Here is a 13,272-nt window from a genome sequence, read left to right on the forward strand (position 1 = left end):
ATCGACAGGGATTACCTTGTGGTTTAAAATATCAGGTATGAATTTTCAATCCACCAGTATTCCAAGTGTTGTTGAACGCTATAGCCAATCTTTAATGCAGGTATCCGCTGATCCTGAAAAATGTATTCAGCTGTATGAAACTGGTGTAGGCTATCTGATCGGCGAGCTCGCACTCAGCCAGGGCCATGCCCCTTATCGTAACCTCAACAGCTCCCCTGCTGATCTGGATTACCAATTACTTGCCAAAGCCGGACTGCTGATTGCCTCGGGCGGAAAATCAGGAGAACTGGTGTTGACTACCGGTTTCCCCTACACCACCTACGAACTTTACAAACAACAGGCAATTGATTTTTTTAGTCCAAAGGATATTTTTATTGAATTCAACTCAGACACCAATGCGACCAACAGTCATAAACGGATACAGCTGACCATTAAGCATCTGGAAATTATGCCAGAGATACTGGGTTGTATCACCGCCATTCGTAAAGGGTTGGCCCAGCAAGGTAATTTCTTTATAGTCAGCCTGGGTTATGGCACCTGTGAAACCGCATTGAGTTTGGATACAGGCCTGGTAACCCGTACCTGTATGAGCGCATCGGGCTTGCGTTATGCAGTCAATAACCTCCATGTGGAACTGAGCAAAAGTCATAACCTGGGTATGAAAAATGAACACATGGTGAACCAGAGCTTTCAGCACGGGAAAATTGTAGTAGAGCGCAAACGTAAAGACCTCGCCGAGATCAGACGTAACCACCTAGCTAATTACTATGACGAAGTCATTTCGCCGACATTAAAAAAAGCCTTTACCGACAATGATTTTGAGAAAACCGACACGCTTTACCTGGTTGGTGGTGGTGCTCGTTATGCAGATTTGGTGGATTGTTTTAAGCAGGAATTTGACGGAATTCTAAACATCATCGTACCTGAACAGGCTGAAAATATGGCAAGTATCGGTTATGCGATACGTTCTGCACAATGGTCTGGTCCAGCTAGCCCCTTTCAGGCGGTTGGACTAGATATAGGAAATGCCTATACCGTAATTTGCCAACTAGGAGCTAAAAACACTTCAGCAAGAGAACCGGAAGCTGAACAACCCTTGATGGTAGGCCATTTTTAATCCCATAAAACTTACGGGGAAGGAAAAGGTTGCTAAAAGTATCCACAGATTATCTGGTCGGTCAAACCGTCCACTGATTGTAGTTGACTGTACATTGCTTCCGGCAAACCTCATCGAATGTGAACTCTTCGGACACGAGAAGGTTGTTAGTATTTCGATTGATGACAAACGAGAGCAATGGATTGAAGCCGTAAACAATGATAAGCTAGACTGGACTCAAATTCTAGATGATGCAAAACTGATTTATAAGAAATATGGGCTAGAGCAAGTTCCATCCAATTTCCTGATTGGACCTAAAGGTAAAATCCTCGCAAGAGACCTAAGAGGCAAAGAATTGATGGAAACATTTTTCTATGATAGTACAGGATATATATACGCTTTTGCATGATGTAAAAAAAGAAAAAAGCGACGAATGCCGCTTTCTGTTACTAGTGTTGAATAATGGGATTACCGATTATTTTAATGCGTAATTAAGGTAGCCACCATCCACAACAACCTCTGTTCCTGTAATAAAACTTGCGTCACTGGAAGACAGGAACAATACTGTTTTTGCAATTTCATCAGGATCACCAATCCGTTGTAGCGCTGTAGCACCAGCCAAATACTCTTTTGCCTCTGCAGGTACGGCGCCTTCCAAACCAGGGGTTAAAATGGGGCCTGGGCTAACGATGTTTACACGTATTTTTCTTCCCGCCAGTTCATTTGCTGCAATTTGGGCAATTTTATTCAATGCTCCTTTGGTTGCAGAATATACGCTGGCTCCCAAATTAGTAGCTGTAGCAACCGTTGAAGAAGTGAAAATTACCGCTGCTCCATCTGCCAGATAGGGAAGTAGTTTTTGCAATGTGAAGAAATGGCCTTTGACATTGGTATTGAATTGTGCGTCAAAATTTGCCTCAGTTACTTTTTCTATTGGCTCAAAGGTCGCAATTCCCGCATTCAGGAACAGAACATCTAATTTGTTTCCAGTTTCTGCTACTGCTTTTTCCAGGATCGAAATGTCTTCGAGTTTTGAAGTGTCTGATACTACAGTAAACAATTTCGGATTGTTTATTTCTGCGGCTGCTTTCTGCAGATTGCTGGCATTTCTACCTGTAATCCATACGTTTGCATCTGCGATAATAAATGCTTTTGCTGTTGCAAGGCCTATTCCGGTTGTTCCACCTGTAATGACGACGTTTTTATTTGTAAAATCCATGATTATTTTTTTAAATCTTTATGGTACAAAGTTAGAATAGCTAAATTTATTTAGGTTACTTTGTAACCAAAAGTAACAGTAACTTTTGCGTAACCAAGTAACTTATGACTGAAAATGAATGCCAATTAGGGCACAAAAGAGAGATTATGGCCGTCCACGATGCTATGGACGTTTTGAACGGGAAATGGAAAATATCCATTATTTCTTCCATTTGCTATTATAACAAAAGAAGATTTTCTGACATTCTGAATGATGTAGAAGGAATATCAAATAAAATGCTGAGTAAAGAATTAAAGGAGCTGGAGCTCAATAAACTGTTAAAACGAACTGTATTGGATACTCAACCTATATCTGTTCAATATCAATTAACAGAATATGGTTTGACGTTAAAGACCATCATAAACAACCTGGCAGAATGGGGAATAGAACATCGTAAAGTGATTATTGGTAAATAAGAAGATCTAGGCCGTGTTTCATTAGATCCATATTATCAACAAAAACTATAGACATATGATCAAATACCAACGACGATAATATATCAAACTAAAATTGAATATAAAAAGACAGTTTGATATAGAGCCAGAGTTAGTGGAGAAAGAAATCAACGACTATTTATCAAACAGGCAATACAGAACTATAGTTAAACGCATCACTGCGTTTAACACTTTCCTGCTGTCTCAGCAGGAAAGTGTTAACGGATCGCAGACCAAAAGTGCCGAAGAACCACTTTTTTGGCGAAATACACAGTTATCACTGCACTATTAATGAGGCAATCAATTTCAACTCATCCATGAAATAGTTCAGATCCAACCCCGTGTGAGCTACAGTCTGGTCATTTTTAGTTCGAAATTTGTTGACAAAGTCTTAACTTTTATCGACATAGCCGAGGCTCTTTTGTTTTGTCCGCAGATTGCAAATCTGCTGTAGTTATATAATCTGGGGTGGAAGGCTACTGTAACGGTAGCCTTTTATGTTTTATCTCTAATTCAATGGAATATTAAGTTTAGTGCTTACAATCTGGACCTCACTATCATTCATTGCATAGAGGTATAATTTATAACTTGAGGGACTCTCTGGAATAGTTAAGGTCATACTACTCCCCTCTCCTAGTTCTATCACGTTAACAGGGTTCCCATAGGAGTCAGTTTTCACAAGATTCCATTTAAACCTCAAGTTTGCCTCAGGCTTTGGTAAACTCCACTCATTTGAATTAAACACCAAAGCGCGGTATGTTACAGGTGTATTCGCAAATATGGTTACCGAAGGTAACAATACCTTTATCATTGGCATCTTTGAAGGCAACTTTGAACCTGTCCATTGATTTGACAGCTCATAAAATTCAAATTTATTCTTTCCGGAGTAATCTTTAAGACCATCAAATGTTACGAATTGATTAGTCATTTCATCTTGCCAGTTAGCTATAAATACTCCAGCTTTGTTATTCTTGTGTTTTAAATAGTCTGAAGTATTTACCCTACTAAAGAAATAAGGTTCTTTAAAATTCTTTATTTCTGTCATAGCCAGAGAGTCAGAATGCTTATCTGCAACCAGACCAAAATAGTCTATATCAGGAATCCGGCTATGAAGCATGGCTATATTCTTACTCAAATTATTGTTTGCATACAGATCTACGGTAACCGGCCTATTCGGATCTATTTTTTTAATATCCTTTACTAACTTATGTAGCCATGAAATATATGCTTCTCTGGGGAAAAACAGATCGGGCATATAGTAATCTTGTTCCAGTTTACGTAGAGGAGTATTTGCAATATTCCATAAAATGATTTCCTTTCTACCCTTTAAGTCCGCTACAGTATTTAATACTTTATCAGCGTAGCTATTTAGAGCTTTTCTGTCGGCGATAAAGTCGCCATTATCCGGTAGCCAATAGCTGTAGGCTATTTTAAATCCATTGTCTTCAGCAACATTTAGTAAATTCCGGTCATATATGCTTGGTCCAAAATACTTTATAGTATTAAAGCCTATGCTTTTCATTTCCAATATATCAGCTACAGTTTCTTTCTTCTTTAAAGCATGATAATTGGTAGACCAGTTTTGGCCTTTTGCATAATTAACCCCTCTTATCTCTGGCAGAATCTGAATATTTCTATTATTAACAGAATTCTCTATTTTGTCGACCGGAATTCCAACAGCCTTTGTATAATCTATCCAGCTTCTTTTTTTGTTATATTTTTTTATTGCGACACCTACTTTGGTAAAATCTTCAATTTTCCAATTTAAAGGTTTACCTATGGCCGTATCAACTATGTTTCTATCAAGGCTACTGTTAAAAAATACAGCAGCTTTAATTTCTGGAAATTTATTTCTAATACTTTTAAATGCATTTTGAAACCATTGATCCTGTTTACCTTCGGATGGCAACGAACCCATCTCTGCAAGCATCACAGGTAAGTCAGTCTTAAACACTGGATTTTTGTGGAATGGTTGATAAAGTTGTTCCATGCTATACCAATCCTTACTGCCATTTCTAGTGCCGTAATTTAGATTAGTAACTCCTATCCAGTCTACATATTCCCTGCCGGGAAAATAACCAGACACAGCATCGGGTTTCCATGGATTCCAAACCCATATTCCATTATAAACACCATTTTTGCTAAAATAGTCATGAACATACTTCCAACCTTCTTTAAAGTCTTCCGCACTATTCCCGCCTTTAGCTGACCATGGATATTGCGGATTGTCTGCCTCATGGGCAAACCGGATAAAAACAGGGCGTTTAAGCGATTTTATTTGCTCAGAAAACGCTTTTAAATAACCATCGTAATCGCCTTTAAGGATACGTGAGAATACTTTTTCTTCTCTTTGTCCCACTTCAATATCTTTCAATTTATCAAACAAACTCTGCCAGGGTTCCCAGCTAATCATCGGAATAGCATTGGATTGATAAATTGAATCCATCAGTGCAATGGGCAGTTGGGATTCAGCATGGTCGCCCCACGGAATGTAAAGAGAAACTATACCAAAATGTAATTTACTTTGACCCTCATATTCCTTAACAAGCTTTAAGGAAGTTATCCCATTGCTTTTCTCAGGAGCAAATATCCCTGAAATAAATATGTCTTTATTATAGTTATCAGGAGGTGTTTCTATATCATTACCAGAGCGTGTATTCACAAAATAGACTGCCCCACAAACAATAAGGGTAGTAATCATTAAGGCAGTACTCCTAACTCCACTATATATTTTTCTCCGAAGTTTCCAGAAGCGCGCTTTAAATTCTGAAACATAACTCATTGTGGAATTTAGCACTGGCACTTTCCGCTTTAACCTCCTAAATTGGCTTTGCCTGCTTGCAACAATTGTAAATGACAATATAATGCAATTAATTGCTGCAAACCCCGCCATAATTAAATTGTAGGGGTTCCAATCTTTATACAATCCAAATATTATTGAAAAGAGAGAAATTGCAATTACAGCTGCATTTGGAATATTTAGACCCCAGTTATTTTCATCTCTTCCGTCTTTAGGTGTCGGGTTATAAGGAACCTTTTTACGTAAAATGGTATAGAATAACCCAATAATAAATATCCACCATGTCCCGATCATCAACAGTCCCCCAACTACATGGAATCCACGCTCTTCTTCTTCCATTACCCATCGTTGTACAAAATGCCTTATCAGGATTATTGACATAACCAATGGAAAACTGATTGTTATGAAATTAAAGAAAACAATGTTTATTGGACTGGTATTAAAAACCAAAGAAAATATTGGTATTAAAAAATTAATAAGGAAAATGACTCCCGATAAGTAATGCATTGGTATGATACCGTAGTGTAACTTTTGCTGCCAGGTAAAATTCCAAAATAACTTTGGATAAGAAGTAACTAATAGTTCAAAAACACCTCTCGACCACTTTAATTGCTGGCTATAATATGCAGATAAAGTACTTGGCACCAAGCCTCGCGCTAATACTGCGGGAACATATACTGATTTCCACCCCTTCGCATGTAACTGCATTGCAGTGTGCATATCTTCTGCCAATCCAGCTGCATGTCCACCAATAGAATCCAATGCGGAACGTCTAAAAGTGCAATTTGCTCCAATAGCAAGCACAGTTCCGTATTTATTCATGGTCATCATTATCGGGCCATAAAATTGAAATGTCTGCTGAGCCGCCCCTTTAGCTATTAAACTCTGATCATAGTTTTTATAAGATTGTACTATTTGTACAAACCCAACCTCAGGATTATTAAAATGACTTACTATTGGATCCAGAAAATCCGGAAAAGGTACGTGGTCAGGATCCAATACCACGCAAAGTTCTGCTGATGAATGTTTTAATGCATTATTGATATTCCCTGCCTTTGCATCGATTTTTTTTATTCTGGTAACGTGAATTACACCGAGATCCTCACATATTCTCCTTAAATAAGGATCATCAGCTTCATCACATAAAAAGGTATTATGAGGATATTTTATTGCTTTTATAGCGATTAATGTTTCATTAATCATTTCATAGGGCTCGCCAGCACAGAACGTCGTAAATATATCTACAGTATATATTTTTTCTTCTTTAGGGGTATCCGGTACAGTTATATAAAAGTAGTGTATCCATTCATGCATAATTTTAAGGCACATGAAAATTAGCGTGGCCATCAACATCCAGTACAATGGAATATTCTCAGCATCAGTTAGCAGAAGTTCCCTAAGAAACAAAAACATGCAAATCATGCCAATGACAATCATTAGGCGTAAAGTGAAAGTCTGTTTTCTCGTTGGATTAATTACTGGCGCTACTATCTTCATCTGTTTTTAATACGTAGAATGGTGTATTGCATGTTGCCACATAACCTTTATCGTCATATACTGTTGCAAATATTCTATATGGCCCCTCTTTGACTGGAGTATTAAAGATAATCTTCAAATCCTGAGTGTGCTCAATAAGCCCCTTAATAAGTAAAGGTTTTTTAGTGTTATTTACATTGTTGATTTTATACCAATCTTCAGGATAAATTCCCCAAACAATTCTTTTAACATTTGCATCACCATTTAACATTAATACTTCTGCTGTGTTTTTTTCATTTGGCTTTAGAAATATATCATCTTTTGCCCCCTTACTGTTCAGGAGCATATAATTTATTTTCGGTGCTGTGCTGTTCAATTGTTTTCCTTTCCAGATAGCTTCGGCAGCATCTACTACTTCAGTCTTGTTTCCTGCATCATCAAAAATACTAAACCAGGTATGCGTGGTTTCTTGTTTCTGTCCCCAGTAAAAAATAAATGAGCCCAACATTCTTCCGTCATTTAAAGGCATTTTTTCTTTATATCTAGAATAATATTGCTCAGCCTTTTTTGTACTTGTTGGTTCTATTTTGGCACCCCAGGCCGTTTCTGGTGTCCCGTCCCATGGACCATCAATGCCCCATTCAGTTAACAGATAAGGTCCTTTCCAAAACCAGGAAAAGTCCTTTAACTCCTGACTTAAAGATCCGATTCGGCCAAAAATATTGAAGGATACAATATCTACATTCGTACGCATTTTAAGATTAAAAATGGTTTTCCGTTGGAAGTTTATCATTGTAGTTGTAACCGGATGATCCGGATCATCACTATGGATCATATCAACAATATCATTAAATGCCTTATAAAACTTATTATAAGACAGTTTATGAGGAAAAACAAGCTCATTGCCTACGCACCACATTAATACGGAAGGATTATTTTTAACCCTATTCACCAGGGTTTGTATCGACTTAAACTGCTTAGCGACCTTTGCATCATCGTTATAAAAATACATATGCTTACTTTCGGGTATTGGCAAACCAATTATGACTGCAATATTTCCCTCGTTGGCCTTTCTTAAGACGGAATCGATGTGAGTTGTATCCCATGTTCTAATCGTATTTCCCCCAAGTTCAGACAATAAGTCTAAATGTGCAGAACCAGCGGCCCCTTTGACCTCAAAGGGTTTTCCGTTTCTAAATAATGTGAAATTCCCTTCTTTTTGCTCAATAAAAACCTTACCAGATCGTTTTGATTGGTTGTTAGAACAAGCATATAAAGTGCTTAAGAAGAGCAAAAAAAAGAAGTAATTTCTTATAGCTAAGAGCATCCCTAATTAATAACATGCTAAATATAACAAATCCACATAAACACTTGAAACTTTAATTATCTTAAAGCAAAAGTTTATTTTAATTCAGAATTGAATTTATTTAATGATCTTTTACTTATACTCCAATCCGGAGCTTCTATGTGACCCCACGCTTTTGGATTGTCGTATAAATTAAAGTAACATGCACCGAAAATCTGTTTGTTATTTTGAATGATTTTTGCCGCATCTATTAACCATTTATCCTGATATTTTTCTGAGCCCTTTACACCAAATTCCGTTATAAATATTGGCTTATTGAAAAACCTCATCCTATAACTTTTGCGATGAAATATGGCACTAAAAGACTCCTGCATGTTTTCATCGGTAATATTTTTATCGGGTAAACCATATATAGCAATACTGATATAATCTACAACATCATTACCAGGATACCAATCTGCTGAACCTCTGTCTCCCGCTGGCCCCCATACCCGCTGAATATTTTTAGGTTTCTCCTTTAAGAAATTCATAAAATACCGGAATGAATTTATGTATACAACAGGGTCCTGACTCTGCCAGGTATAACGATGGATAGGTATTTCCATTTCATGCGCCCAGCGCAGGTATACGGTTTGTTTAACATTGGAAATGATGCTATAAAGTTTGGAGATTTCATTATCATATTTCCCGTTTAAAGTGCTCTGAAGCACATTTGGATCCACAATCTTACTTGTATCTTTCCATGGCTCCATTGTTAAAATAACATCATGCTTTCGGTCTATAGCATCCATAAATTTCTTTGGAAGCTCATCCCTCTGTATTTCGCCCCAGTCGGTAAATATATGTTCTACGTTTATTTCAGGTTCATAAATCAATCTCTTCATAGGATCGAACACTCCTAAGGCTAAGTGATTCCTGATTTGATTGTTAATGAACGGCTCATTTAAATTCTCTTTCGAATAAATGGTATTCCTATATAAACTTCTTTCTATTTCAATCTTTTTAAGAAGAGAATCTGTTCTTTTAATATTACCCATACCATCTGTCGACAATATAAATACCGGCTTATCCATGAAGCGCAGCCTATGAAGCTTTAATCTTAGATCATCTAAATCGGATAATAATACACTAATTAAATCAACATTACTTTTTCCAGGCCAGAATTCTGAATCACCGGGATATCCTTTAGGAGCCCAGACAATCTTAACCTTGGGGGCAAGTATTTTTAAATGATCCGAAAAGTAGTTAAATGCATCTATATAGGTTGATGGGGATTGGTACTGCCAGGGATATTGTTTTACAGGCACTTCCATTTCTGGGTTCCACCGTACAAAAACAGATCCTTTACTCAGGTTCACTACATTCGCTAATGCTTTGATCTCCTCATCATAACTGCCTTTCAGAACCTCATCCAGAACAGAAGTATTTTCGTTTTTGAAACTTGGCCATGTTTCAACAGTGATTAGAATGTTCTTATTTTCTACTATTGCATTTTGCAAAGCTTGCTTATTAGAGCTTAATGCAAAAGATTTCCATTTGATCGAGATATGTTTAATGTTGTCTATGATATCAGACGGAACCTCTTTCTGTTCATCATATACGCCAACTAATTTCTCATACGACCTATCTCTAAATTCATTGACAACCATTGTTTTGATTACCGGTTTGAAATATAGAAAACTACCAAAAAGCACAAGTAAAATTAATATAGCGGAATAGTAGAGGCGTTTTTTATATTTCATTTTATCTAACTGTATAGTCCCGTTGTAATCAGAAGATGTAAATATAATTCTTTGTAACGATTATACTTCTCAACCCTTCAACCCGAATATATTTTAATTGATCTTTAGTATATTAGTTTATCAAACTTCTTAAAATGACCTACAAAAAAACCATCACATTATCTGTATTGTTAAGTACAGTTCTTGTGCTAAGTGCATTTATGCCGCAGGCAGACGAAAAGCCTACAAACCTAAAGGTTCTTCCTAAAGACATCAGTCGTGATCAACTTAAGGAAGTTATGGATGGCTTTAAAACAGCTTTAGGAGTAAAATGTAACTTCTGCCATGCTGCAAGAAAAGACGATCCTAAAAAACTTGATTTTGCCAGCGATGAAAAACCTGAAAAAGAAACTGCAAGAGATATGATGCGTATGACGATGAAGATTAACAAAAAATATTTTCACCCAATTGGCAGCAAAGACAAAGAAGGGAAGGCATTATTAGCCATTTCCTGCATTACGTGCCATAATGGAAAGGAACATCCGGAAACAAAATAGGATCAATCAATTTTGATTTTCAGAAGGGTTTAAATTTCCTTTACGGCAATAGCCTCAATCCAACCGATGTTTCCATTAGGCAACTCTACTTTAATCCAGTTGTCGTCGTTTTGCTTAATGGTAACCTTGGTTCCTTCATGAATAACGAAAAGCGTCTTTAACTTATCATCAGGACCACTCTTTACATTCACAGTGCCATTAAATACAATAGCCTGACTGCTACTGTTAAGGTAATCACTTTGTGTACCTGCTATAAAAACAGAAAACAACCCCAAAACAAGTAAGGTAATACCAGCGTAGAACGCCGGTTTTTTAATTGAGATCGAAATGGCAAAAAGATATACAATCAATAAAGCAAAACCCAGCATTAAAAATACAACCGCAAATACAGACAATGCTTCCGCAGAAAAAAACAGGACAAAAGATTTCCACCACTTTGTCAGGAAAAATTCTGGTACTGCTTCTATTTTATCAGCAATCTTTAAATTGGCCAACTGAAGATTTAAGCTGATTTCCTGATCACCTGGCGTAATCTTGTATGCCTTTTCGTAATAAAGAATAGCAGGGGCCATTTCTGCCATTTTATAATAGGTATTACCAAGGTTGAAATATACCTCTGCTGATTTATACCCATCATTTAATACCTCCTGATAAGATTGTGCTGCTTCTTTATATTGTCCTTTCGCATACTGGCTGTTCCCCTTCGCAAACAGCGCCTCAGGATTCCCCTTGGCACATAAAAACAAAGGTGATATTACCAGCAGTATAAAACTATAAAAAAAGTGGTTCAAGCGATTATGCATTGTCTTCTATATCGTTAATAATAGTTTTCGCCTTATCAAATACTTCCCGCTCAGATATACCCGAAACAGGTGCATATCTCGCCATTTCACAAAGGTCCAGTGTTTCCGTTAATTGATCAATTATGGATTCATTAACAGCCCTTGATTTAAGTTGCTCCCTAATGTTTTCCTTATTTAAATCCGCAGCCGAGATATTTAATTTATCGCTTAAATAGCCATAGAGCCCTCTGTAAACATCTTCATAAAAAACTTTTTTATCTCCACTGATCAATTGCTTCTGGGCATTTGCCAAATGTTTTGCAGCGATCTTATTGGCATTTCTTCCCTTAACTTTCACAACATCACTGTTATTTTCTCTATACCATTTCCTATACCCAAATGCCACTAAAAACAAAACAGGTCCTGTGCAAAGGAGCACATAATATAAAGCCGAGCCATAAAAACCTTCTCCGTCTTTTGTTAAACCAGGGTTTCCTGTTTTAATATAAGCAATATCTTTTGCCAGCATTTTAACATCCTGCTGCCCGCCTGTTGCATAAGCTGTAACATTCGAACCCGGATCACCTTTTGCAACCTTTACGGGAAATGATCCGGATGTTAGGCTCACATATCTTCCTGTAACCGGATTAAAGTAAGAGAACTTTAAAGGCTCAATGGTATAATTCCCTTCGTGTCTTGGAATAAGCAGGAAGCTATATTCTCTACTACCCGAAACTCCGCCCATAGTCTCTTTAATATCGTCATTTACCTTTGGATCATACTTTTCTATATCCGCCGGAAGGGTCAATTCCGGGGCTTTTAACAACTTTAAATTACCAGACCCGGTAATTTTAAGCGTATAATTTAACGCTTCATTGGCTTTAACTGATGATTTATCTAAGTTAGCCCCAATGGAAAAGTTTCCGACAGCACCATTAAAACCTTCTGGTTTGCCTGCTTCCGGCAAAGGTTTCACATTAATGGTAATTGGTGTACTTTTAATCTTGTATTTTGTATCCTTATAAGAACCTCCAAAGAACTGTTCAATAGGGTCATTTGAAGGTGCAGCTTGCCTTACCACGAAAGTCATTGCCAACGGATCAAGCGTGAGCTTGCCAAACCGCTCCGGAAAAAGAATGATCTGTTTAAGGGTTGCAACATGATATTTTTCGCCATTATAACTTTCAATCTCCCACTGTACATTCTGGCTATTGTTTTTTATCTCCTGACTCCAGAAACCATTAAAATCCGGCAATTTATCAAGTGCATTGTCTACCAGATCAATATTGGTGTACAATTTATAAGAAACCGAAAACTGCTCCCCTATATAAACATTGGTTTTATTTGCAACCGCTCTAAGGAATAATCGTTTTGAAATATCTGTACTGTTTCCTTCCGCAACCTTATCTCCCTGAGGTGCCGCATTTCGCTGATTCCCCTGAGGTACAGCCTTACCCTTTACCACTTTTATTTTAACAGAATTTGATTTAACCTGTTTTCCATTTACCACAACGGCTGCCGGCCCTATAACATATTCACCCTCTTTAACACCAACCAGGTCATAACTAATAGACATACTAGCCGTTGTGTTCCCATTAATAGAGGAATAACTTGAAGATTGATTTGGTCCCCCTACAACCTGAAAGCCACTAAGGGCTGGTGGGTTAAACGACTCTATATTTCCATTTACAGAAAAACTAATTTCAAATGCTTCTCCTGTACCCACCACATTTTTACTTACCGTTGCAGTAACTTTTACATCCTGGGGTTTAATTCCATTGGCAAACAAGGAGCCTGTCCACAGCAGTAACATCGACAATATATAGTGTTTCATTTTCATTT

The 13,272-nt window shown here is 37.3% G+C and carries 11 protein-coding genes; 5 read left to right on the top strand and 6 right to left on the bottom strand.

Annotated elements, in window-relative coordinates:
• Nucleotides 1–16: 16 nt before the first annotated feature.
• Together AC6CH7_RS06775 and AC6CH7_RS06780 are read left to right on the top strand one after the other, a co-directional pair.
• Nucleotides 17–1,117: a ParM/StbA family protein gene (locus tag AC6CH7_RS06775; RefSeq protein WP_498261957.1), complete on the top strand. Its 1,101-nt coding sequence runs from the start codon at nucleotides 17–19 to the stop codon at nucleotides 1,115–1,117.
• Nucleotides 1,118–1,121: 4 nt separating this feature from the next.
• On the top strand, nucleotides 1,122–1,505 hold the full coding sequence (locus AC6CH7_RS06780; RefSeq protein WP_498262349.1) for a TlpA family protein disulfide reductase: 384 nt from the start codon (nucleotides 1,122–1,124) through the stop codon (nucleotides 1,503–1,505).
• 66 nt (nucleotides 1,506–1,571) lie between these two features.
• Here the strand turns inward: AC6CH7_RS06780 and AC6CH7_RS06785 are convergent, their stop codons facing one another.
• Nucleotides 1,572–2,315 (bottom strand): SDR family oxidoreductase, encoded by a 744-nt coding sequence (locus AC6CH7_RS06785; RefSeq protein WP_498261958.1) that lies wholly within the window; start codon nucleotides 2,313–2,315, stop codon nucleotides 1,572–1,574.
• Between the two features lie 104 nt (nucleotides 2,316–2,419).
• Here AC6CH7_RS06785 and AC6CH7_RS06790 point away from each other — a divergent pair, with 104 nt between their 5' ends.
• Nucleotides 2,420–2,770: a winged helix-turn-helix transcriptional regulator gene (locus AC6CH7_RS06790; protein WP_498261959.1), complete on the top strand. Its 351-nt coding sequence runs from the start codon at nucleotides 2,420–2,422 to the stop codon at nucleotides 2,768–2,770.
• Nucleotides 2,771–2,864: 94 nt separating this feature from the next.
• Entirely contained in the window at nucleotides 2,865–3,080 is a 216-nt protein-coding gene (locus AC6CH7_RS06795) for a hypothetical protein (protein ID WP_498261960.1), read from the top strand.
• Nucleotides 3,081–3,296: 216 nt separating this feature from the next.
• Here the strand turns inward: AC6CH7_RS06795 and AC6CH7_RS06800 are convergent, their stop codons facing one another.
• The 3 genes from AC6CH7_RS06800 to AC6CH7_RS06810 all read right to left on the bottom strand — a co-directional run bounded on the left by AC6CH7_RS06800 (nucleotide 3,297) and on the right by AC6CH7_RS06810 (nucleotide 10,112).
• Nucleotides 3,297–7,085 (bottom strand): glycosyltransferase family 2 protein, encoded by a 3,789-nt coding sequence (locus AC6CH7_RS06800; RefSeq protein WP_498261961.1) that lies wholly within the window; start codon nucleotides 7,083–7,085, stop codon nucleotides 3,297–3,299.
• A complete protein-coding gene (locus tag AC6CH7_RS06805) occupies nucleotides 7,060–8,391 on the bottom strand; it encodes a glycoside hydrolase family 2 TIM barrel-domain containing protein (protein ID WP_498261962.1) in 1,332 nt (443 codons plus the stop codon). Before AC6CH7_RS06805 ends, AC6CH7_RS06800 begins: the two co-directional genes overlap by 26 nt.
• Before the next feature lie 74 nt (nucleotides 8,392–8,465).
• Nucleotides 8,466–10,112, bottom strand: coding sequence for a glycoside hydrolase family 26 protein (locus tag AC6CH7_RS06810; protein WP_498261963.1), 1,647 nt, complete (start codon nucleotides 10,110–10,112; stop codon nucleotides 8,466–8,468).
• 134 nt (nucleotides 10,113–10,246) lie between these two features.
• Between AC6CH7_RS06810 and AC6CH7_RS06815 the strand changes: the two genes are divergently transcribed.
• Complete coding sequence (locus tag AC6CH7_RS06815) at nucleotides 10,247–10,648, top strand: c-type cytochrome (RefSeq protein WP_498261964.1); 402 nt, start codon at nucleotides 10,247–10,249, stop codon at nucleotides 10,646–10,648.
• A gap of 29 nt (nucleotides 10,649–10,677) precedes the next feature.
• Here the strand turns inward: AC6CH7_RS06815 and AC6CH7_RS06820 are convergent, their stop codons facing one another.
• Both AC6CH7_RS06820 and AC6CH7_RS06825 read right to left on the bottom strand, forming a co-directional pair.
• Nucleotides 10,678–11,439 (bottom strand): tetratricopeptide repeat protein, encoded by a 762-nt coding sequence (locus AC6CH7_RS06820; protein ID WP_498261965.1) that lies wholly within the window; start codon nucleotides 11,437–11,439, stop codon nucleotides 10,678–10,680.
• Nucleotides 11,440–11,443: 4 nt separating this feature from the next.
• Nucleotides 11,444–13,264 carry a BatD family protein gene (locus tag AC6CH7_RS06825; RefSeq protein WP_498261966.1) on the bottom strand — a complete coding sequence of 607 codons (1,821 nt, stop codon included), beginning with the start codon at nucleotides 13,262–13,264 and terminating at the stop codon, nucleotides 11,444–11,446.
• Between the last annotated feature and the right edge of the window lie 8 nt (nucleotides 13,265–13,272).

Source organism: Pedobacter sp. GQ55 (assembly GCF_059758925.1).